The sequence below is a fragment of the Shewanella sp. 3_MG-2023 genome (assembly GCF_030548765.1).
Classification (GTDB): domain Bacteria; phylum Pseudomonadota; class Gammaproteobacteria; order Enterobacterales; family Shewanellaceae; genus Shewanella.
The window spans coordinates 40,693-63,704 of the sequence record NZ_JAUOSH010000001.1 but is presented as its reverse complement, the minus strand read 5'-3'; the positions used below and the strand labels follow the sequence as shown (position 1 = coordinate 63,704).

Sequence of the window (23,012 nt, the reverse complement as noted above, 5' to 3'; positions counted from 1 at the left end):
AGAAAATTAAATTTAGTGGTTGATTAGTGGCTTAATCCAAGGCATAGTTAGCCCAACCTTGTAATGGTGTAGCGGTACGGTGTTACTTTTTTGGTAAGGTCAGTTAGTGCAGTCATGGTTTACGCGATAGCCCCAAGACAGAAATAATTTTTTAAGAAGTGAGAAATATCATGCAGCAAGATACGATTAATAACGTTCATATTAGTTCAGAGAAAGTACTGGTCACCCCAGCAGAATTAAAAAAAGCATTGCCGCTGTCTGATCACGCTTATCAGTACATTCTTGACGCACGTAAAACCGTTGCCGATATTGTCCACAAACGTGACAATCGAGTATTAATCGTTACTGGCCCATGTTCTATTCACGATATCGATGCTGCCAAAGAATACGCCCTAAAGCTTAAAAAATTACATGATGATCTCAGTGATGAGTTTTATATCTTGATGAGGGTTTACTTTGAAAAACCACGCACGACAGTAGGTTGGAAAGGCCTTATCAACGATCCTGATATGGACGAGTCATTCGATGTTGAAAAGGGACTGAGAATGGCGCGTGAGTTGATGATTTGGCTTGCAGAGCTCGAGCTGCCGGTAGCGACTGAAGCGTTAGACCCCATTAGCCCACAATATATGTCAGAGCTGGTGACTTGGTCGGCCATTGGTGCCAGAACCACAGAGTCGCAAACTCACCGTGAAATGGCATCTGGCTTATCCATGCCAGTAGGATTTAAAAACGGCACTGACGGTAAACTTGGAGTGGCGATTAATGCACTGCAATCTGCGGCAAGCAGCCACCGCTTTATGGGCATTAACCAGCAAGGGCAAGTGTCATTACTGCAAACTGCAGGTAACCCCGATGGCCATGTGATTTTACGTGGTGGCAAAACACCTAATTATGATGCTGACAGTGTGGCAGAGTGTGAAGCGCAGTTACATCAAGCCAAATTAAATGCCAGATTGATTATTGATTGTAGTCATGGCAATTCATCAAAAGACTATACAAGACAGACACTAGTTTGCGAGGATGTATTTAAACAAATACATGCAGGTAACCGTTCAATTATTGGGGTGATGCTTGAAAGTCACTTAAATGAAGGTAATCAATCCAGCAATAAGCCTCTGTCAGAACTGGCTTATGGGGTATCGGTAACCGATTCTTGTATAAATTGGCAAACTACTGAGACATTGTTGCGTAGCAATGCTAATTTACTTAAAACAGTATTACCTAATCGATTCGCAGCATAAACGCGGCGATGGATGGATTTAAGCGATGAATGAAAAAACCACTTTAGATTTAGACAATTTGCGTGAGCTCATTGACGGCGTTGATCAGCAACTACTGCATTTATTACGTAAGCGATTAGATCTTGTTGCTCAAGTCGGGGCGGTTAAGCATGCTGCTGGGGTGCCGATTTACGCACCGCAGCGTGAAGCGTCAATGTTGGCGAAACGCCGTAAAGAAGCCAGTGAGATGGATGTTTCACCGCAACTTATTGAAGATATTTTACGTCGTTTAATGCGTGAGTCCTATTTGAATGAAAAAGATGTCGGATTTAAGCAAGTAAAAACGGATCTTGGTCATATTGTCATTGTTGGTGGTGAAGGCCAACTTGGTGGTTTATTTAGTCAAATGCTGACGCTGTCTGGCTATACTGTAAAAAGCCTTGATAAAAACGACTGGCATCGCGCAGACGAGTTATTTGATGGCGCTGGCATGGTGATCGTTACCGTGCCAATTAATGTCACTTGCGAGGTGATCAGCAATCAATTAAACAATTTAGCTGATGATTGTATTCTTGCTGATTTGACCTCAATTAAAACTGAGCCTTTAAATGCCATGCTTGCCGCTCACAATGGCCCTGTAGTGGGTTTACACCCAATGTTTGGCCCTGATGTGGGCAGTTTAGCAAAACAGGTTGTGGTGGTGTGTGATGGCCGTGAACCCCAAGCTTATCAATGGTTGCTCGATCAAATTATTATTTGGGGTGCACGCATTGTTAACGAAGATGCACAAAAGCATGATAAAGCCATGCAACTAGTGCAAGCCATGCGTCACTTTTCAACTTTTGTTTATGGTTTGAACTTATGTAAAGAGCAGGCCGATATTGAGACTCTTTTACAATTTAGTTCGCCTATTTATCGTTTAGAGTTGGCTATGGTGGGGCGTTTGTTTGCTCAAGATCCAAAGCTGTATGCTGATATTATTTTTGCCCAAGAAGGTAGCCAAGTCGCCATTAGTGATTATCTCGATAACTATGGTCAAGCGCTTCAACTACTTAAGACCGGCAATCGAGATGAATTCGTGTCTCAATTTGAGCAAGTTGCAAAATGGTTTGGGGATTTTGCGCCACAATTTCAGCAAGAAAGCCGCGCTATGCTACAGTCTGTCAATGATATGAAGACCAATTAATCCGAGTTAACGCTGAATAATATTGCGAAATCATCAAACAGGGATTAAGGTTAAAGGGAGCTGCTTTTAAGCAGCTCTTTTTTTCGGACTAATAGGAGTGATAATCTAATGACAAATACTGAGGTTTACACCGCAGAAGATTTATCGCTTGGGCATTTTTTATATGCACTAATGAGCGCCTTTCCACTCTTTTTTTTACCAGTGTTTTTCAGTTTATTAATTAATATTTCTCAAAACCGTATTCCAGCAAGCTCTTTGCTGGGCTCTCATTTAAGATGGCAACGTAATAGCATGACAGGTTTGATGCCATTATTGATCTTAGGCTATTTTACTCCTCAATTATGGCTTAGTGTCCCGATATTTGTATTAGCTTTAGGCTGGTTTAGTTATCGTATTTTTAAAGGATGGCTTGGGTTAAATGATAATGTCAGCATGTATTAATTGTTGATTAACCAATAAAAAACCGAACTTAAAGTTCGGTTTTTTATTGGGCTAAAAGCAACCGCATGGTTTGGATAAACGATGCGGTTGGTTGCTGGTTTTATTGATGAAGCTCGTGTAGCAAGTGATGTTGGTCATCTGCCTCTGCCAGTTGTTGCTCATTCAGAATCAGCCCGTTGGCCTGTAGTTGCTTAACCGCTATGGCTTGCTGATGTAAAAGTGGGCTGTTAACCGCGTAACTGGTATTAACAATAACTGGCAAGTGGCATTGATGCTTTATTGCAATTAATCCGGCTAAATCCAATGACAGTTGCTCAGGATTAGTAAAGCTTCTAATGCCTGCTTCAACCAAGATCAGTTGTTGATTACCCGTGGTTAAAACTCTATCTGCAGCAGTAAGCCAGTCAGAGGTACTTGCCATAGTATTGCGCTCAAGCAATACCGGTTTACTGATAGCGCCAGCTGCATCTAACAGTTCTTTATCAAACATCGCCTTACCGGCAAGATAAACCATATCGGCCGACTTTACTGCGATATCGAAGCTGCTTACTGAGTCAACTTCAATGGCACTGAACAAGCCTGCTTGCTCAACGATATGACAATAGTTTTTAAGGTTTAACGGCGATAAGTTATCTGTAGATGAAGCTTGTAGCAATACCCCTTGATAACCAGACTCTTTCACCTGCTTCACCTTAGCGGCAAATAAGTCATCGGTGTCTGTAAGGGTCATTTGTTGCAGCGCAACTAAGTCCTTTTCACCAATGGCACACTGTTTGGTTTCAATAATGGTCTGCTCTTGTCGATACAACTTCGAATGCTTAGGGGCATCAAGATTGTCACTGGCAGTTTTATTGGGGGCTTTAGAGCTATTTGGCTCAATCACTAGCTGACTACTATTAAGTTGAGTTGGTTTGACGGTTTCACAAGGGTAACAGCCCAGCACTTTTATAAAGCGTGTCAGTCTTTCTAATTCTTTTAAGGCTTGCTGCATATCATGGTTTGCAAGATTTTCATCAACATCAAGGTAGAACATTTCTTCCCACGGGGTGCCAGGGATTGGGCGAGACTCTAACTTACTCATATTAATGTTATGGGCTTTTAATACGAGTAGCGCCTCAACTAGCGCGCCGGGCTTTTGTCCTGTAGCCATAATCAAGGTGGTTTTTGCCGGCAGTTGTGACGGCACTGCTACAGCTTTGCGTGCAACCACAATAAAGCGGCTTTGATTAATTTTTTGGTTGGCTAACCCTTTTTCTGTGGCACTTAATTGATATAAGGCGCCGCCTTCAGCACTGCCAATAGCGGCAACACTGTCATCATCTGCGTCAATGACTTGCTGCATGGCTTCAGCACTGCTTGAGCAATAGGCCAGCGTTAAGTTTGGATGTTGTGATAACCACTGACTGCATTGGCTAATGGGCTGTGGGTGAGCAAATACGGTTTTGATTTGTTCTAATTCAGCATTATTTTTGGTGAGTAAGCAATGGCCCACTTCAATGGTTGTTTCTCCGACAATTGAAAGAGAGGTGTGTTGCAGCACGTCATACACTTCATTAATTGAACCCGATGAGGTATTTTCAATAGGTAAAAAACCTAAGTCAGCATGGCCGAGTTCAACTGAACTGATAATTTCATCAAAACTTTGGCAGCCTAAATCAATCATTTCTACTTGGCGGCGCTGACAAAAACGGCTGGCGGCGAGATAAGAGTATGAGCCTCTAGCACCTAGGTAGGCGATGGTCGATTGTTGTTGCTGGATTTCAGGGTTAGCACGGCCATGTAAAAAGGCTTGTTGATTCAAGACTGAATCTTCAATAATGCTTTGATAAAGTGAGATAACAAAGTGAGCATCTAAACCTTGCTCTCTACCTTGTTGAACTAAGCGTTCTAATAATTCTTTTTCCCGCTGCGTATCTCTGATGGGCCTAACATCGACTTCTTTACTTCTGGCGACATCAAGGCTTAATTCACGCCTTTTGGCTAGTAAGGCTAATAAGTCCTTATCTAGTGAGGTAATTTGTTCTCTGGTCTGACTCAATTCTGGCGCTTTTTTCATAATAGCCTCAATGACGACTGCTTAGCTGACGTGGTGTTGAACAGCGAGCATTAAATATTTAATAATAAAAAGCCCCCCAGTTGGGAGGCTCTAAATTTCATTTTCGTTTTTACACAAAAAATCGGCCTCAATATGGGGGCTGAATAAAAAAGAAAATAAAATTGCGGCTAGTGATATTTTTCATACTGTAAAATTAAAGCGCTAAGCTATCAGTGTCAATCAAATAATGATCAAGTTTGCCCATTGTTTATGGTTTGCATAAAAAAGCGCACCCGAGGGCGCGCTTTGGTTTAAGAGTAATAAAAAACATCAAGCTGCGGTTTCCTCCTTATAGACATACTCAAAATCATTATCGGTTTCAGTTGTTGGTGAAACGTGACGTTGAGCCTGGGGTTTATGAGTCAGGCGATTTAGCTGTTTTTCCAGCTTTTTACCCATTGCAGTTATTGCTGCGTAAAGGTTTTCATTTTTCGCCTGGGCGAATAGTTCTCCACTTGGCAAGCCTACTGACGCTTCTATCTTAAAGAGCTGCTTTTCCTGAGTGATAATTACATGCGGGTTAATGAGTTGTAGATCATGTCTTGCGAGTTTTTCAATTTGTCCTTCGATACGTTCAAGAATCGGTGCAGTTACTTCAAGTTGCTTGCTAGTGATTTTCAGCATATTTCGAACCTTCTGTTGTTTGCTTAAGTTCAGATTACCAAGCTCTGAAAGAAAAATCGTGATCTAAATCACGTTTTGTAGGCCTTTTTAGACTGTTTGATTCATATTTGATCGCTTAGACAATTTAGCTAAAAAACCGCTTAAAAAGTCTTGAAACTCAATCTAAATAGGCGCATATTTGAATGGATAACAACCTAGCTTACCTCCCAGTTTTGAACGATTTTTGTTCACCAACTCCATTCTATGCAGCGGTTCAACGTCATTGAAACCATGTTTGCTGCCAACGTTTATACTGCTTGTCATCACTGGCTCCAAATATCTTTCTAAGTTTGACACTCATATCCAGATTTAAGGCCGCACTTATAGGCAAAGCCCTATTTTCAGAGCTGATTAAATAAACCCAAGTCTTGTGTTTTAATCCAATAATACAGAAACATGTAAGCTGTTGATGCTAATTGCTCCACAAGTGCTAGAGTTTGCACTTGTTTGATGAAACGCTGTAATACTTAATTACTTTTCTTTACCTTAAGGGTCTATGAGTGCAAGAATTTGCTCTTTATAATCAAGCATATTAAAAGAACTAAGCTTAAGGCACATCTATGAGTATAGAACAAAAAAAAATTAAGGTATGGGATATACCCACTCGATTATTCCACTGGTTTACGGTGGCGTTGCTGATTTGTTTGTGGTGGACAGCAGATGCAGGAGAGATGGAGTGGCACCAAGTTTGTGCTTATAGCTTTTTAGTGCTGATTGTCTTTAGGTTACTGTGGGGGGTTGTAGGTAGTGATACCGCAAAATTCAAAGACTTTGTCGCTGGACCTAAAAAAGTTATTGGTTATTTACGTGAGCCGTTAAAAGAGCCTGTTGTTGGCCATAACCCTATGGGTGGTTATATGGTGATGCTAATGCTATTTGTGCTCACATTGCAGTTGCTAACGGGCCTATTCGCTACAGATGATATCTTTACCGAAGGACCGCTTTACGCCATGGTGTCTTCTGATACTGCTTCATTTATGACATGGTTACACAAAATGAACTTCAATTTTATCCTTGGGTGCATCGCATTGCATCTTTGCGCGATTACGATTTATGCCATTAAAGGACACAAGTTAGTAGGTGCGATGATTTCGGGTAAAAAAACCTTAACCCATGAGGAACATAAATTACTGAGCGCTGAGCCTAAAATGAAATCACCGTTACTTGCTTTTGGGATTGTCATGATACTTGGTTCAGGTGTCTGGGTATGGCTTATTGCACCTATCATTGCGTTTATGTGATTGAATTAATTCAAGAGACTGTCAGAAAAAAGCCCACTTCAGTGGGCTTTTTATTAGCGAGCTTAAATATGAATAGCATATTTAAGGCGCTGAATTTTTAACAATGTTTTATGGTTAGTCTTTCTTGTACATGTCATGGCAGCCTTTACAGCTTTTGCCTGTATTACCAAATGCTTGCTTGATTTGCTTTTTATCACCTGTTTGGGCTGCCAAGTCTAACTTAACCGCATTTTCTTGGAATTCGGTCATCTTAGTATCAAAGTCTGCTTTATTTGACCAGATCTTTGCTAAAGCTTCTGTATCGCCGTTATCAGAGCCTGCAATAAAACCTTCATGAGGGATTTTAGCTAGTGCCGCTAAATTAGCAGCGCGAGTTTGAAATACAGTTAATTCAAACTCTTTTTTGCCTTTCATCATTGCAGCCATATCGCCAAATTGGTAGCGGATTAAACTAAAACCTGCTTTACGATAATCGATAGCGTCATTGGCATCTTCAAAGTTATGTGCGTTGACAGTTGGAATAAGCAATGCGCTGACAGCTAAGGCCAATATTTTATTTTTCATGACAGATCTCTTTTTATTTATTGATTTATAGGTGTTTGTCACATTTTAAGCATAAATTTGAACCAAGTGCGAGTCTAGTTTTGTGTTTAATTGTAAATTTGATTTTTACAATAATTATCAGGCATATTTTGCATATATGATTTCTGTAAAAGCTGAATTGTTGCTACACTTTGTACTGTCGAGGCATTACTAAAAGAGAGCGTTATGCGAGCTAATTGGGATTCAGTTGTAGAAAAGGTACTAAGCTATCCAAATTCTGACGAATTAGGCATTTTATTTCAGTTATTAATGACAGAAGAAGAGCGTAGTGCAGTTGCTGGTAGGTTAAAGGTTTTTCAACTTTTATTGCAAGGTGAGCTAAGTCAGCGTCAAATATCTGCAGAATATCAAGTGAGCATTGCGACCATTACTCGCTGTTCAAACTATTTAAAAAATATGCCTCAGGCGCAAAAAGACAAAGTCCAGCAGCTGATACTGGACTAGTTACTTATGTCGCGCTAGCTATCTAAATTTAGCTTTAATGTTCGTTGAGGGATGCTTATGGCATCGATAGCTGATACGGCGCAGTAATATATAGCCTCCGTATGTAAAAAGCCCTATCGACAGTAACTGTGCTGAATCTTGAGGGAAAAAACGAAAGGTGATTACGGCCGAAATAATGTAAATGAATGGCATAAAGCCATATATTGAATCGGGTAGGTAACCCTCGACTCGTTTTCTTTTCTTATCCGTTCGGCGGTTTCTAGAGCGTAGGTTCCAGACATGAGCGCCGTAAAAAAAGACTAATATTGAAGCAACGACAATATAGGGTTGTTCAATGAAAGGTACGCTAGCTGCGCCGACAATCATATAGGCGTAAGGTAAGATTTCGTATAGCGGTTTAATTAACATAAGCACTCCTTCGCTTTAAATTAATTTTCAAACAGCAACAAAGGTTAACTCTATAACCTTCAAACCCAGCTGCTTTCTAGTTACCAAAGCACAGAGAAAGAAACAAAACCTGTGCCCAGCAATGCTTGTGGTTAAGTTTCACAGACAATCTATCTATGATTAATAATAACGTAAAAAAAATACGTCAACCTAAAAAAGGCTAACGTATTTAATAATTCAAACTTTAGGCTGAGTTAATCCAGTCTAAGTTATTGAATCAATGTCTAGGACAAAAATTGTTTATTAGACTTTAGTGGCAGCCACAACCGCCATTGCCATCACAACCCGGTTTGTCAGTACCACAAGCTTCATGGGCGTGCTCGCTGCCACAACCACCAGCAGCATGAATATGACCATGGGCAATTTCTTCGGCAGTTGCTTCACGTACATCCATCACTTCAACGCTGAAGTTTAATGCTTGACCAGCTAAAGGGTGGTTGCCATCAACAACGACTACAGTATCTTTTACTTCAGTAACTTGAACTGGGCGTTGACCCATTTCAGTTTCAGCAATAAAACGCATACCTGGCACGATGTCTTCGATATCGCCGAATGCTTCAAGAGGGACTTCTTGTTTTAGGCCGTCATGGTATTCACCATATGCTTGTTCAGTTGGAATATTCGCGTCAAATTTGTCACCAATAACTTTACCTTCTAGCTCAGTTTCTAAGCCTGGAATTAAGCCTTCAGTTCCGTGTAGATAAACCATAGGTTCAGCTTCAAATGAGCTTTCGATTAAACGACCTTCTTGATCGGTTAAACTGTAGTGAATAGTTACTGCTGCATGTTTTGTGATTTTCATAACGACTCCAATTCTGAATGTGGCGGCATAATACTATTGTTTTTACAAAGTCGCGATAATTTGTATCAGCTTTTGCTTATTCAATCACATGTTTTTAAATCAAGTATCTCGCTGGCTGACATTTGCTTTAAATCGTGGCGCATCCGGTTACTTATCCTTTGACAATGGATGTTTTTACCATTGTTGCTGTGACTAAATTTACGCGCAGTACACAGGTCACTGTTTTTAAATAGATTAGATGAATCATTTTCATGGTGATTTGCGCTGCCATGTTTATGAAAATGCTAATTTTAGTGCTTAGGCACTGAAATTTAATGCAAGATGACTTTTGGCGCTTTTGAATAACCATATAAAAATCATAATAATAGTAAGCCTCTGACTTGTAAGTATTTATTCTTATATATCTTTTTGGATTACGTTTACGTAAACATACTAAAAACTTGTTTTGGAGGCGTTTTTTAGTGTGATAGCTGCGATTATTGTGATTTCAGCAGTGATTTAGCTTGTTATCAATAGAGTACTTAAAAATAAACCACTAATTAGGGGTTGACAACCTACCTTAAAAAAAGCAATTCTGTTATCAATTCAAAACAAACACATATTAAATCGAGTGTAATGATGAAATCCGTTAACCATGTTGTAGTTACCATTATTACAACCACCACAATTAACATTGTGGGGGCGGGCTGATTACACCCTAAAGATTTATAACGAAAAGCCCGCTTCCCACAAAGAAGCGGGCTTTTTGTTTTCAGATTTAAAATTAATATTTAGTGCTAGCGAGTTAAGGGAGAAGAATATGAAAGTGATGAAGTTTGGTGGAACCTCGTTAGCCAATTGGCAACGTTTTTTGATGGCAGCAGACATTATTGAACAAGCTGCAGCTGAAGAGGCTATTGCGACTGTGTTATCAGCGCCTGCAACTGTTACCAATGCCTTGTTAGAGTTAGTAAGTCTCGCACAAACCAATCAAGACTATGCAGCGGTATTAGCCCATATTGAGTCGGTTTTTAGTGGCCTTTTTAGTGACGCTGAACAAGCGTTAATTTCACCGCAGCAAAAAGCGCTACTGGATGAAAAGCTGGCGCTGCAATTAACTGACTGGAATGACAAAGTCACTGGAATAAAGCTGCTTAACGAATGCCCCGATCATGTTCAAGCGCAGGTTATCGTCTCTGGCGAGCGTTTATCGGCAGCCTTAATGGAACAAGTGATGCTAGCAAAATCACTTACCGCAGCGCAATTTGACCCAAGAAAATTATTCTTAGCCCATGGTAAGCCACTTGAATCTATTGTTGATATCAATGAAAGCAAACCGCGTTTTGCTGCGCTTTCATTAAATGAAGCACGGGTATGGATTATGCCAGGTTTTACTGCTGCTAATGAGCAAGGTAAAACAGTGACTTTAGGGCGAAATGGCTCAGATTACTCTGCAGCGGTTTTAGCAGCTTGTCTTGATGCCTCAAGCTGTGAAATTTGGACTGATGTCGATGGGGTTTATAACACGGATCCACGCGTGGTATTAGACGCTAAATTACTTGAACAACTTAGCTATCAAGAAGCTATGGAGCTTTCTTATTTTGGTGCTAAGGTGTTGCACCCTAAAACCATTGCACCGATTGCTCAGTATCACATTCCTTGCTATATCAAAAATAGTTTTAACCCATCAGCGCCTGGCACATTAGTGTCTAATCAGCCTGACAAAACAGGCTTGCAGGTCAAGGCCATTTCTAACCTTGATGAACAAACCATGTTTAACATTTCAGGTCCTGGCATGAAAGGCATGGTGGGCATGGCCAGTCGTACCCTTGAAGCGATTTCTCGCAGTGGTATTTCAGTTTCATTAATCACTCAAAGCTCGTCTGAATACAGTATTAGCTTTTGTGTTAGCTCTAATGAAGCTTATAAAGCAAAACAAGCATTAGAAGTTGAATTTGAGTTAGAAATCCAGTCTGAGTTACTCGAGCCTATCGAATTAAGACAAGATTTAGCGATTGTGTCGCTTATTGGTGATGGCATGAAAACCCATAAAGGCGCCGCTGCTAAGTTTTTCAGCGCCCTGGCTAAAGCCAGCGTTAATATTATCGCCATCGCCCAAGGCTCGTCAGAACGTTCGATTTCTACTGTAATTGAGCAACGTAAAACTAAGCATGCCATTGCCGCCTGTCATCAAGCCTTCTTTGATGTTCAGCAGTATTTAGATGTGTTTTTAGTAGGCAGTGGTAATGTGGGGGCAGGGCTATTAGAGCAAATCAAACAACAAGCCTCGATGCTTAAAGAGCAGCATATAACCATGCGAGTATGTGGTATTGCCAATTCTCGTAAAATGCTTCTGAGCAGTGCTGGGCTAGATTTAAATAATTGGCAGGCTTTATTGGCTGATAGCGATACAAGCTATGATCTCGCAGAGATGCTGGCCTGGGGTAAAGAACAGCAACTGCTAAACCCTGTTTTAGTTGATTGCACTTCAAGTGAGTTGGTTTCAGATCGTTATCTTGATGTGATGAATGCTGGCTACCATGTCGTCACCCCGAATAAGAAAGCCAACACTCGTGATTATGCTTACTACCAACAATTGCGCACAACGGCGTTATTGCAGCGCAGACAATTCTTGTATGAAACAACCGTAGGTGCTGGCCTGCCAGTGATTGATAACTTAAAGAAACTGCTATATGCCGGTGATAAGTTACAGCGATTTAATGGGATCTTATCTGGTTCATTATCTTATATATTCGGCATGTTAGATGAAGGCATGAGCTTATCAGAGGCCACCTCAATCGCTCGTGATAAGTGTTTTACAGAGCCGGATCCTCGTGAAGATTTAAGTGGTTTGGATGTGGCGCGAAAAGTACTAATTCTTGCTCGTGAAGTGGGCATGCCATTAGAACTTGATGATATTAATGTTGAATCAGTTCTGCCAAGCTCGTTTGATGATTCAGGCGATGTAGACACCTTTATGAATCGTTTACCACAACTTGATGCGCAAGTCAGTGCGCGAGTTGAATCGGCAAAAGCGCAAGGTAAAGTACTGCGTTATGTGGGTCAGATTGAAGCAGGTAAGTGTCATGTACGTATTGTAGAGGTTGATTCATCAGATCCGTTATATAGCGTAAAAGGCGGCGAGAATGCACTGGCATTTTACAGCCGTTATTATCAGCCTATTCCATTTGTATTACGCGGTTATGGTGCGGGTACTGATGTGACTGCAGCTGGCGCGTTTGCGGATGTATTAAGAACTTTAAACTGGACTCGTGAGGTGGGGCTATGAGCAAACAAGTCACTTCGGATAAAGCGATAACTGTTTATGCTCCTGCTTCAATGGGTAATGTCGGTGTTGGATTTGATCTACTCGGCGCTGCGCTTGCGCCAATTGATGGCAGTTTACTGGGTGACAGAGTGATGATTGAAGCGGCTGATGCTGGTGTTCATTATTCTCAAACGGGTCCATGGGTGCATAAGTTACCAGAAGATGGTAAACAGAATATCGTCTATCAATGTGCTGTGTTTTTTCTTGAAAAACTTAATGCTAAACAAGGTGTGGCTATTTGTTTAGAGAAAAATTTACCAGTTGGCAGTGGGCTTGGTTCTAGTGCAAGCTCTGTGGTTGCAGCACTTTATGCATTAAATGAGCATTTTGAGCAGCCTTTTGATGAACAAGCATTATTGCTTTTAATGGGCGAGTTTGAAGGAATGATTTCAGGCAGTGTTCATTTTGATAATGTTGCCCCTTGTTATTTAGGCGGCATGCAGTTGATGCTAAATACTCCCAATAAGGTGTGCGCTGGTATTCCTACGTTTAAGCAATGGTATTGGGTGGTGGCCTATCCGGGGATCTCACTGTCAACGGCCAAGATGCGCGACTTATTACCACAGCAATACGATAAAGCGGTAGCCATCGATTTTGGCCGTCATTTAAGTGCATTTGTGCATGCAAGCTATCAGCAAGATCCAAAGCTTGCTATTAGCGTTTTAAAGGATGTGATGGCTGAGCCTTATCGAGCCGATGCGATTCCGGGTTATAGCCATGCGCGCGCAGAACTTGAAACGTTAGGCATGTTAACCACCGGCATATCAGGAAGTGGCCCAACGCTGTTTTCTGTAACCGATAATCTAGAAACTGCTAAAGCTGCTAAAGCATGGTTAGAGCAGCATTATTTATCACAGGCTGGTGGGTTTGCCCATGTCTGTCAACTTGATGAGCAAGGTACGCGTCGAGTTTAGTCACCACATTTTAATTTTAAAGGCGTTTAGAAATGGAATTATATAATTTAAAGCACCCATCACAAGTGGTCAGTTTTAGTGAAGCGGTAAAATTAGGTTTAGGTAAAGATAGAGGGCTTTTTTTTCCAAAATCTATTCCTGTGCTTGATAATATCGATGAGCTACTCGCGTTACCTTTTGTTGCAAGAAGTCAGCGTATTTTAGGGGCTTGGCTTGCTGATGAAATTGGTCAAGATAAAGTTAATGAGTTAGTTAATGCAGCATTCACTTTTGATGTGCCTTTAGTGAAAGCTGATGATAAACGTGCGTGTTTAGAGTTATTTCATGGGCCTACATTGGCATTTAAAGACTTTGGCGCGCGCTTTATGGCGCAATGCGTTAATTTATTAGCGGGTAATGAAAAGCTGACTATTTTGACGGCGACCTCAGGGGATACTGGCGCGGCGGTGGCAGATGCTTTCTTTGGCCTTGACGCTGTACAAGTGGTGGTGATGTACCCCAAAGGAAAAATCAGTGAGCTGCAAGAGAAGATGTTCACGACTCTAGGTAAGAATATTCATACTGTCGCTGTTGCGTCAGATTTTGATGCTTGCCAAACACTGGTTAAGCAGGCATTTGATGATAGTGATGTTCGTGATGGGCTGCACTTAAACTCGGCTAATTCAATCAATATTAGTCGGTTATTGGCGCAAATTTGTTACTACTTTGAAGCGGTAGCTCAAATGAAGCAAACCAGCAATGCCGAGATTGTGCTGTCAGTGCCTAGCGGTAACTTTGGTAATTTAACCGCAGGTTTATTTGCCAAGGCGATGGGCTTACCTATTAAGCGCTTTATTGCGGCGACTAACTCAAACGATACTGTGCCACGTTACCTTGCTGCAGGTGATTGGGCGCCAAATACTACCGTTGCGACTATGTCTAATGCGATGGATGTGTCCGAGCCATCAAACTGGCCAAGAGTCGAAGCCATTTGTGAGGCGTTAAATTGGCCGTTATCGTCTATTACAGGGGTGGCGCTTAATGAAGCGCAAACCACTGCGGCGTTAAAAGAGTTATATCAGCTGGGTTATCAATCTGAGCCTCATGCCGCAATTGCCGCACAAGCTTTATCTGATGAGCTTAAAAGTGGTGAAACCGGTATTTTCTTAGGAACGGCGCATCCAGCGAAATTTAAAGATGTGGTCGATGTGCAATTACAAATCGATTTACCATTACCCCAAGAGCTTGAAGCTGTAGTGAATAAGCCGATTTTATCTGCAGAACTGAGCGCTGATTTTACCAAGCTGAAAGAGCACTTATTTAACATTCTTAAATAATAAAGCTTTAATATCAGCTTACTAAAGCACCTTAGGGTGCTTTTTTGTTATTTAAACTCATCTGAATGTTTCAGATTTGTATTTTATGATCTCGGTCATAACATCTGCGCAATCCATAGTGTAGATTAATAATACTAGAGGTTTAAACTTTTTAGACATGAAGGAATTGTGGTAATGGAGAAGATGATACTTAAAAGGCTAATGAATGATCACAAACACATAGCCATATTATTGAATATTCTAGCCAAGAAAAATCACAAACTTTCTCAGGGTGAATCAGTTAATTTTGCGCTTATTCGTGATGTCGTCGAATATATGCAGGTTTATGCTGAGCATAGTCACCATCCGGTAGAAGATATTACTTTTGATTACTTTATTAAGCACTTTCCTAGCCCTAGTACGACCAGGCTTCATGATGAACATAGCAGTCTAGCAGAGTCATCTGGTGCATTGATGTATAGTCTGAATTTGATACTTTCAGATGTGGTGATTTCCCGAGAAAAGTTGGTTTCCGACTTAAAAGCGTATGTTGAAATCCAAACGGCTCATATGCAATATGAAGAAAAAGAGCTATTTCCTCTGTTTGCTAAGCACATGCAGGGCAGTGATTGGGATAAAATATGGCAACAATGTGAGCAGCGTTTAGTTGATGATCCGTTATTTAACGATAGTGATGATAATATCTTTGAAGAGCTTAAAGAGCATATTGCTGAAGTTGAACCACAGTAGCTGACTCTGTGTTATCTCCCCTAAAGGATTAATGATAACGAGTTACAGTTAAAAGCATTGCAATTAAAAAGAGCGCTATAAGCGCTCTTTTTATATATAGACCTTTGAATAACTATTCAGTTAGTTATCTTGCTTACAATGGCATCGCATCGAAATCAAAATCGAAACTTGTGTCAATGTCTTGAAGTTCCTTAAGTAAGCGCTGTTTATCCTTTAACGCTTCTATTTCTCGCCATTTACGTTTTTTATTTGAGCTTTTTGAGCGAGTTGGTCTTTCAACAACTTGGTCTAGCGCACCACCATAGTCTAAACGATCCATGGTAAACCTCCCTTGTTATTATGATGTCTCTATTCAAATAAATATCATATTCCGTCACTATAGTGCAATAGTTATGTTTCAATATTGTTAATGGGAGGTGATGTTTAAGTGATGTTCAAGTGGTGTTTTGCTGGCGTATTTAGAGGCTTGTGCTATGAGGAAATGAAAGTGTATATAAAAAAGCCAGCTTTAGCTGGCTTTTTTAGTGTTTAAATCTGACCTTGACGGTATAAATTAATTAATGAATTACTGGAGCTATCAAGCTCTGTGGCATCATTTTTGGCGCCGATGCGGTCTAGGACATCGTTGCCAAGGACTTTACCTAATTCCACACCCCATTGATCAAAAGAGTTAATTTGCCAAATAGCGCCTTGAACAAACGTGCGGTGTTCATATAAGGCAATTAACGAACCTAAGGTCGTTGGAGTTAGCTTATCCATTAATAAGGTATTACTTGGCTTATTACCTGCCATTGTCTTGTGCTTAGCAATAAGGGCTTTATCAGCATCAGGCGTATCTTTGCCTGCCAATTCCGCTAAAGCTTCTTCATAAGTGCGACCTTGCATTAACGCTTGGGTTTGGCCAAAGCAGTTTGAAGCAAGCTGGTTATGATGTTCACCTAATGGATTGTGACTTTGCAGTGGCATAATAAAGTCAGCTGGGATAAGTGCTGTACCTTGATGTAACAACTGGTGATATGCATGCTGACCATTGGTGCCTTCACCACCCCAGATCACTGGGCCGGTATTGAAATCTACCTGAGTTCCATCAAGCATGACCGACTTACCATTACTTTCCATATCAAGTTGCTGGAAGTAAGCGGGTAAACCACGTAAATAATGATCATAGGTCAAAACTACATGGGATTGTGCATCATGAAAATTGCTATAAAGCACTGACAACATGCCCATAATCACAGGCATATTTTGTTCAAGTGGCGCTTGGGCAAAATGTTGATCCATTTGGTTGGCACCATCAAGCAGTTGCTTGAAGTTATCCATACCCACTAATAACGCTATGGGTAAGCCAATGGCTGACCATAATGAATAACGTCCACCCACCCAATCCCACATCGGGAAAATATTGTCAGCATCAATACCAAACTCAGTCGCTTTAGCAACGTTTGATGTTACTGCGACAAAGTGCTTGGCGACATCGGCTTGGCTACCACCTTGCTCGAGGAACCAGTCTTTAGCGCTTAGGGTATTGGTCAGTGTTTCTTGGGTACCAAATGACTTCGATGACATGACAAATAAGGTTGTTTCAGCATCTAAGTTTTTAAGCTTCTCACAGATAGAGCTTGCGTCAACGTTAGCCACAAAATGGCAATTAAGGCCTTTTTGCCAATAAGGCCTTAATGCTTGAGAGACAATTTTAGGGCCAAGGAAAGAGCCACCAATGCCAATACTGACAATATCAGTAATGGTTTTGCCGGTGTAACCTTTCCATTCACCTTGAGATACAGACGCCACAAACTGAGTCATCTTTGCTAGTGTTTGCTGCACTTCAGGGACGATATTCGCCCCTTCAGCCATAATTACTTGCTCAGGATTACTCCTCAGCGCTGTGTGTAATACTGCACGGCCTTCGGTGTTATTGATAATATCGCCATTAAACATGGCAGAAATTTTAGCTGATAACTGGGTTTCTTCAGCTAATGCAAACAATAATCCTAAGCCTTCCTTATCGATACGGTTTTTAGAATAATCTAATAATAAACCGCAGCTTTTGAGGCTCATCTTCTCAAAACGTTTAGGGTCATTAGCAAATAGCTCCCGCATATGGGGAAGCGCTGCTGTATTTTTCTTTAGCTGCTGCCAAGTATTACTCTGAGTTAAATTAGTCATGCAAATCACTCCGTTGATTAGCTAAGTTTTGCGTTTAGCATAACCTCAAGTTTACCTTGGTCGATGGCAAAGTTGCGAATGCCTTCAGCAAGTTTATCAACAGCCATAGGGTCTTGGTTATATTCCCAACGGAACTGTGCTTCGGTTAATGGTGCTGGCGCGGCAACCGTTGTTGTTGCAGGTTTTAGCTTTTGGCTAATAACAGTATCGCTATTGGCTAACTCTTCTAATAGCGCAGGGCCTATCGTTAGGCGGTCACAGCCCGCAAGCTCGATAATTTCGCCAGTGTTACGGAAACTTGCACCCATTACCACAGTGTTATAGCCGTGAAGCTTATAGTAGTTATAGATATCGGTTACTGATACCACACCAGGATCGGTTTCAGCGGTGTAATCAAGACCTGTGTCTTTCTTATACCAATCTAAAATACGACCAACAAATGGCGAAATAAGGTAAACACCTGCTTCAGCACAAGCTCGGGCTTGAGCAAAGCTAAATAATAGCGTTAGGTTACAGTTGATGCCTTGTTGCTCAAGCTCTTTTGCTGCGCAGATCCCTTCCCAAGTAGATGCTAACTTGATCAGAATGCGAGATTTATCAATACCGGCTGCTTGATATAGGTTAATTAGCTTATGGGCTTTTTCGATAGAGCCTGCTTTATCAAAAGAAAGTCTGGCATCGACTTCTGTTGAGATGCGGCCTGGAACAATCTTAAGAATTTCTACACCGATGTTGACGGCTAATTTATCACCTGCGTCTTCAACTTGCTGAGCTGTGTCATTTGACTGCTGTTTTGCCCAAGCAATAGCATCATCAATTAATGGGGCATATTCAGGAATTTGCGCCGCTTTTAAAATTAGAGAAGGGTTGGTGGTTGCGTCTTCTGGTTGGTAGCGTTTAATTGCTTCAATGTCGCCGGTATCAGCAACGATTGTGGTTAGTGCTTTTAGTTGAGCTAACGTGTTCGCCATGGAAATTTCCCTCTCAAGTAACAAAGTTATTTTGTTCAATACAGTTATTAAATGCGATCTTACTGTATTTTCCAACAACATTTGTAAAAAAATAACGCAAATAAACGTGAAATGAGCTCATAAGCAACTAATTGTGTAATTTAATGCCTGATTTATTAGTTGTTTAAGTTGTTTTTATCGTTGAAATAAAAGTGTTACCGATAACATCTCTTTATTGGTAAGGGTTTTTATTTTTTAGCTGATGGCTACAAAAACAAAAAAGTCGCTGCAAGCAGCGACTTTTTATTACCAGCTTAATTAGTTGATTATTTTAGAACCGCACGTTTTTCTGTGCCGGTTACGATAGCTTCAATACGACGATTTTGCTTATGGGCTTCAGCGGTATTGCCTTCCATAATAGGTTTAGTAATACCATAGCCAATAGCTTGAATACGACTTGCTTCAATATCATATTTAGCTGCTAAAGCTTCAGCGACTGATTTAGCACGACTCTCAGAAAGGGTCATATTATATGCAGGCTTGCCAACATTAGAAGCGTGACCTTCGATTGATACGGTATGCTCAGGATTTTTCTTCAAGTAATTAGCTAATTTTTCAATGTCAGCATAAGAAGCTGACTTAATAACAGAAGAGTTGTTATCAAATAAAATACCACCTAAGTCATGATTGTCTGTTACAAATTCGTAGACAGTACAACCATTGGCATCAACTTTGTGAGTTGCTGGTGTATCTGGACAGCTATCTTGATCATCCATTACGCCATCGTTGTCGGAATCAATTGGTGCAACAGCAGCTGCAACAACAGGGGCTGCTGCTTTAGCTTTACCAAAGCGGTAGCTTAATTCTAAGCCCCAATAGTTACTTTCCATTTCAAGGGTATTATATTTATCATCGTCTAAGTTTTCGTAGCGACGATATTTAGCCTGCAGCTTTAAGTTTTCGGTAAAATTATAACCGATACCAGCACCGATATAGGGCGCAATACCGCTGTCACTGTAATACTCAGTGCCATAATTTTTTATGTTCTTTAAAAGGTAGTTCATTCCGCCAGCCTCAGCAGACAAACTCCACTTGTCAGCGAAAGGATAAAAACCGACTAAACCTAATGCCATGCCTCTAGCGCCGACATCATTACGTTTATTACTGAAATCTGTCCATTGAATACGACCTAAGTCTCTATAACCGAGTTCAATACCAAAATAGTCATTAAATAAGTAACCACCGAAGACATCCCAAGCATAAGGGTCATCATCTTCACATTGGGTCATTGTTTTAAGGTCGCAATGTGGTTCGTAATTATTAATCCCTAAACCACCACCGACATACCATGGCGTTAACTCTTGTTCTGCGACAGCGGCAAAAGGCAACATTGAGGTGAGTAATACTACTTTTAAGGTGTTTTTCATCATATATAGTCCATTGTTATTTTATGTCACCAAAACACATGTAAACCGATTGTTTACCTTAAGTGTCACCAGCACTTATTTGGCGTTCCTATTATGATTTAGCTGGCAAGCTAATTATCGTCTTAAATTCAATGGTTTTCCATAGTAGTTACGAATATTTTTAAAGTATTATCAACAAATACCTAACGAATCCCCGCAAGATGTTGCAGTGTTGGTTTTTTCTAATGAATTGACGATGGGCTTTGTTGTCCGTGGTATAAAGAAAAAGCGCCCAAAGGCGCTTTAACTCGTTATAAACGATTGTAGTTTGTTTTTTGAACTCTAATCTAATTACCGAGTCCAAACCCAATTTTCAATGTCTACTGGGTCAACACCGTTGGCCTTAATGTAGTTACGGTGTTCTACTAATCTTTGGAGCATATCCGTTGTGATTTGAACATGCTGAGTTTCATCAATAACACCTTGTTGGAATAGTTTGTATGCCATATCAATCACAAGGTGATAACGTGATGTGCCATTACGAACGCCCATATCAAATGGTGTTGTAGTTGAACCTTCTTCTTCATAGCCTTTAATGCGGAAACGTTTACTGCCTTTATAATCAAATACCAATTTCTTGATGGTATTTGGATAACCATGGTAGTTAAATACCACGCCTTTATCTTCAGTAAATATTTCATCCATTAACCAAGGCTTATTTTGGAATTTACGACTACCTAAACCGTTACTATTAAGTTCAGTTACACTGACATAACGAATACGCACTCTTGGCAGTAGTTCTCTAATGAGTACTAATGACGCCATACATTCTTGAGTGACATAATCACCACAACCTGCAAGTACTACATCAGGATTATCATCTGATGCAAAATCCCATACCATCACGCCATCTTTAGTTTGCTTACGGGCTTCATCTAGTGATAGCCATTGAGGTAACTCTTTTTTACCTGCAACTAAAATGTTGAGTTTGTCGCGGTCTTCATATGCACGCTCTGTATAAGTGAGTGTACTGTTACCATCAGCAGGTAAATATGCAGAAATAATATCTGGATGCTTTTCTAACATAGCACCTAGAAATGAAGGGTTTTGATGCGAATAACCATTATGATCTTGACGCTCTAATAAAGAAGACAAAACAACATTACAAGAAGGTACAGGTTTACGGAAGTGAACCCCTTGACTGGCATACACATATTTACAGTACTGATCAGCCATTGATGAAACTACTTGAGAGAAGGCTTCATAGGTTGGGAACATGGCATGCCGACCTGTTACTGTGTAACCGTGCATCATACCGAAAAGTAAGTTTTCCGATAGCAGTTCAATAACACGGCCATCACGCGCCATATCTTGATCCCAGCTTTCAATCGGCCATTGCCATGCACGATCTGTTTCTTCAAATACCGCTTGCAGTTGATTTGAGTATGTTTCATCTGGGCTGAAGATACGTAAGTTACGTTGATCTCGATTTAATTTGAATGCGTCACGCATCCACTCGCCCATTTTGTACATTGATACGCCGCGAGTACCACGTGGGGTTTCTGGACCATAACTTAGTTTTTTAAGATCTGGTTGAGCAAGTGCACGGACTACTTCACCGCCATAACTTAAGTGTTGGCGACCACAACATAACTGCTTAGGTGGAATCAAAGATTGAATTTCTTCATCAAAGGTAATTTCACCTTGCGCATTGATACTGCACAGTTCATCAAATTTGTAACTTGCTAACCAGTCATTAAGCGCTTTTAGGTGACCTGCATCTGTTGCACACTTATTGACGATGACTTGATGAGATTCGCAGTTGCCAGCTAGCTTCTTACCGCCAAACTCAGATGTACCTGTCCAGCCTTTAGCTGTTCGCATAAGAATAACCGGCCAGCGAGGCTTACAAACATCTTCGCCGCGACGGGCACGAGTTTGGATATCATTGATCATCTCGTAAGCTAAGTCCATAGCCTCTTTCATTTGAACAAACACATCCTCTTCAAGTTGATCATCAACAATAATGGGATGATAACCTAAACCACGAAATTCAAGATCTAACTCTTCATGACTCATGCGTCCCATACGAGTCGGGCCTGAGATTTTATAGCCATTAATATGCACAATGGGCAGTACCGCACCATTGGTTGCAGGGTCGACTAACCGGTTGGCATACCATGATGCAGCTAATGGCCCTGTTTCAGACTCACCATCACCAACTAAACAAGCTGCGATTAAGTTTGGATTATCAAGAACGGCGCCCCAAGCAACGGATAATGAATAACCTAATTCGCCACCTTCTAAAATTTGGCCGGGGGCTTCAGGGTTTGCATGAGAAGGGTAGCCATATGCTGCTGAGAACTTTTTACAGATATCTTCAATACCTGATTCGTTATAGGGGATGGTTTCTGGATAAAAATGGCTTAAAGAACCTTCAACAAACAGGTTAGCTTGAACTGCTGGGAAGCCGTGACCAGGACCGACTAAATAAATGAATTCTCTTTCATGCTTAACGATTAAGCGATTAACGTTTGCATACACAAAATTGATACCTGGACAGGTACCCCAATGACCTAAAAGTCGAGGTTTAATGTCTGTATGTTGTAGCTCTCTTTTAAAAAGCACATTTTGCTTAAGATAGATTTGTGAGGTAGCGAGGAAGTTAGTTGCTCTAACATATTTTTTAAGAGCAGTGATTTCATTTTGCTGTGTCATAGTGACCTCATTATGAAAGATAAGATTGATTTAGCTTTTAATGAGAACACTGTATTCCCTAAATTGAACCAATAATGTGTTATTGATCTAACTTTGTATTAAAAAAAATCATTAATAAAATGATGTTAGGTTAAGAAATTGTTGAGTCACTTGGTGTTAGGCGATTTGCAATTGTTATTCTAGATGGGGCTTTAGGCGGCTATTTAAATAAATGTGATCACTGTCACCTATGTTTGAAGTTTTTCTATGCTAGTTTTTTCTCGCATTTTTTTGAGAACACCTATAACTAAGCGATAAGTGGTAAAGAGTGGTAATGTTTGCTGGGCTTTACTGGTTAAAGTCAGTAAAGTTAACTTGAATA

The 23,012-nt window shown here is 40.6% G+C and carries 20 protein-coding genes and 2 other annotated features; of the genes, 9 read left to right on the top strand and 11 right to left on the bottom strand.

The window, feature by feature from the left end; genetic code table 11:
• Positions 1–170 precede the first annotated feature (170 nt).
• The 3 genes from Q4591_RS00265 (at position 171) to Q4591_RS00255 (ending at position 2,850) form a co-directional block, all read left to right on the top strand.
• Positions 171–1,244, top strand: a complete 1,074-nt coding sequence (locus Q4591_RS00265) for a 3-deoxy-7-phosphoheptulonate synthase (protein WP_076542582.1) — start codon at positions 171–173, stop codon at positions 1,242–1,244.
• Between the two features lie 25 nt (positions 1,245–1,269).
• Positions 1,270–2,409 (top strand): bifunctional chorismate mutase/prephenate dehydrogenase, encoded by a 1,140-nt coding sequence (tyrA, locus tag Q4591_RS00260; protein WP_102439223.1) that lies wholly within the window; start codon positions 1,270–1,272, stop codon positions 2,407–2,409.
• A gap of 108 nt (positions 2,410–2,517) precedes the next feature.
• The gene (locus Q4591_RS00255; RefSeq protein WP_102439222.1) at positions 2,518–2,850 is read left to right on the top strand and encodes a hypothetical protein; all 333 of its coding nucleotides are present in this window, start codon (positions 2,518–2,520) and stop codon (positions 2,848–2,850) included.
• 100 nt (positions 2,851–2,950) lie between these two features.
• Here Q4591_RS00255 and pheA read toward each other — a convergent pair whose 3' ends face one another.
• The 3 genes from pheA to Q4591_RS00240 form a co-directional block, all read right to left on the bottom strand.
• A complete protein-coding gene (pheA, locus tag Q4591_RS00250) occupies positions 2,951–4,906 on the bottom strand; it encodes a prephenate dehydratase (protein ID WP_102531399.1) in 1,956 nt (651 codons plus the stop codon).
• Between the two features lie 62 nt (positions 4,907–4,968).
• Positions 4,969–5,084 (bottom strand) — a sequence feature (Phe leader region).
• Between the two features lie 131 nt (positions 5,085–5,215).
• Entirely contained in the window at positions 5,216–5,569 is a 354-nt protein-coding gene (gene raiA, locus Q4591_RS00245) for a ribosome-associated translation inhibitor RaiA (RefSeq protein ID WP_102439283.1), read from the bottom strand.
• 162 nt (positions 5,570–5,731) lie between these two features.
• Positions 5,732–5,872 carry a hypothetical protein gene (locus Q4591_RS00240; protein ID WP_157936104.1) on the bottom strand — a complete coding sequence of 47 codons (141 nt, stop codon included), beginning with the start codon at positions 5,870–5,872 and terminating at the stop codon, positions 5,732–5,734.
• Positions 5,873–6,168: 296 nt separating this feature from the next.
• Between Q4591_RS00240 and Q4591_RS00235 the strand changes: the two genes are divergently transcribed.
• Positions 6,169–6,849, top strand: coding sequence for a cytochrome b/b6 domain-containing protein (locus tag Q4591_RS00235; protein ID WP_102439220.1), 681 nt, complete (start codon positions 6,169–6,171; stop codon positions 6,847–6,849).
• A 114-nt stretch (positions 6,850–6,963) separates the two neighbouring features.
• Here Q4591_RS00235 and Q4591_RS00230 read toward each other — a convergent pair whose 3' ends face one another.
• The gene (locus tag Q4591_RS00230; RefSeq protein ID WP_102439219.1) at positions 6,964–7,413 is read right to left on the bottom strand and encodes a cytochrome c; all 450 of its coding nucleotides are present in this window, start codon (positions 7,411–7,413) and stop codon (positions 6,964–6,966) included.
• Between the two features lie 204 nt (positions 7,414–7,617).
• On the opposite strand from Q4591_RS00230, the gene trpR reads away from it, so the two are divergent.
• Complete coding sequence (gene trpR / locus Q4591_RS00225) at positions 7,618–7,896, top strand: trp operon repressor (RefSeq protein WP_102439218.1); 279 nt, start codon at positions 7,618–7,620, stop codon at positions 7,894–7,896.
• Between the two features lie 18 nt (positions 7,897–7,914).
• Here trpR and Q4591_RS00220 read toward each other — a convergent pair whose 3' ends face one another.
• Both Q4591_RS00220 and Q4591_RS00215 read right to left on the bottom strand, forming a co-directional pair.
• Positions 7,915–8,304, bottom strand: a complete 390-nt coding sequence (locus tag Q4591_RS00220; protein ID WP_102439217.1) for a hypothetical protein — start codon at positions 8,302–8,304, stop codon at positions 7,915–7,917.
• Between the two features lie 289 nt (positions 8,305–8,593).
• On the bottom strand, positions 8,594–9,145 hold the full coding sequence (locus Q4591_RS00215; RefSeq protein ID WP_102475618.1) for a peptidylprolyl isomerase: 552 nt from the start codon (positions 9,143–9,145) through the stop codon (positions 8,594–8,596).
• 631 nt (positions 9,146–9,776) lie between these two features.
• Positions 9,777–9,896: a sequence feature (Thr leader region), on the top strand.
• 48 nt (positions 9,897–9,944) lie between these two features.
• Between Q4591_RS00215 and thrA the strand changes: the two genes are divergently transcribed.
• The 4 genes from thrA to Q4591_RS00195 all read left to right on the top strand — a co-directional run bounded on the left by thrA (position 9,945) and on the right by Q4591_RS00195 (position 15,411).
• Positions 9,945–12,413, top strand: a complete 2,469-nt coding sequence (gene thrA / locus Q4591_RS00210; protein ID WP_102439215.1) for a bifunctional aspartate kinase/homoserine dehydrogenase I — start codon at positions 9,945–9,947, stop codon at positions 12,411–12,413.
• Positions 12,410–13,366 (top strand): homoserine kinase, encoded by a 957-nt coding sequence (thrB, locus tag Q4591_RS00205; protein ID WP_303458799.1) that lies wholly within the window; start codon positions 12,410–12,412, stop codon positions 13,364–13,366. The genes thrA and thrB overlap by 4 nt, the downstream gene beginning before the upstream one ends.
• Before the next feature lie 32 nt (positions 13,367–13,398).
• Positions 13,399–14,682 carry a threonine synthase gene (gene thrC / locus Q4591_RS00200; protein ID WP_102475620.1) on the top strand — a complete coding sequence of 428 codons (1,284 nt, stop codon included), beginning with the start codon at positions 13,399–13,401 and terminating at the stop codon, positions 14,680–14,682.
• Between the two features lie 186 nt (positions 14,683–14,868).
• Positions 14,869–15,411: a hemerythrin domain-containing protein gene (locus Q4591_RS00195; protein WP_102439282.1), complete on the top strand. Its 543-nt coding sequence runs from the start codon at positions 14,869–14,871 to the stop codon at positions 15,409–15,411.
• Between the two features lie 133 nt (positions 15,412–15,544).
• On the opposite strand, the gene Q4591_RS00190 is transcribed toward Q4591_RS00195, so the two are convergent.
• The 5 genes from Q4591_RS00190 to Q4591_RS00170 all read right to left on the bottom strand — a co-directional run bounded on the left by Q4591_RS00190 (position 15,545) and on the right by Q4591_RS00170 (position 22,651).
• The gene (locus Q4591_RS00190; protein ID WP_076542968.1) at positions 15,545–15,730 is read right to left on the bottom strand and encodes a DUF3545 family protein; all 186 of its coding nucleotides are present in this window, start codon (positions 15,728–15,730) and stop codon (positions 15,545–15,547) included.
• A gap of 209 nt (positions 15,731–15,939) precedes the next feature.
• Positions 15,940–17,577: a glucose-6-phosphate isomerase gene (pgi, locus tag Q4591_RS00185; protein ID WP_102475621.1), complete on the bottom strand. Its 1,638-nt coding sequence runs from the start codon at positions 17,575–17,577 to the stop codon at positions 15,940–15,942.
• A gap of 17 nt (positions 17,578–17,594) precedes the next feature.
• Positions 17,595–18,548: a transaldolase gene (gene tal, locus Q4591_RS00180; protein ID WP_102475622.1), complete on the bottom strand. Its 954-nt coding sequence runs from the start codon at positions 18,546–18,548 to the stop codon at positions 17,595–17,597.
• A 305-nt stretch (positions 18,549–18,853) separates the two neighbouring features.
• Positions 18,854–19,957, bottom strand: coding sequence for an OmpA family protein (locus Q4591_RS00175; protein ID WP_102475623.1), 1,104 nt, complete (start codon positions 19,955–19,957; stop codon positions 18,854–18,856).
• Between the two features lie 327 nt (positions 19,958–20,284).
• On the bottom strand, positions 20,285–22,651 hold the full coding sequence (locus tag Q4591_RS00170) for a phosphoketolase family protein (RefSeq protein ID WP_102439209.1): 2,367 nt from the start codon (positions 22,649–22,651) through the stop codon (positions 20,285–20,287).
• Positions 22,652–23,012 lie beyond the last annotated feature (361 nt).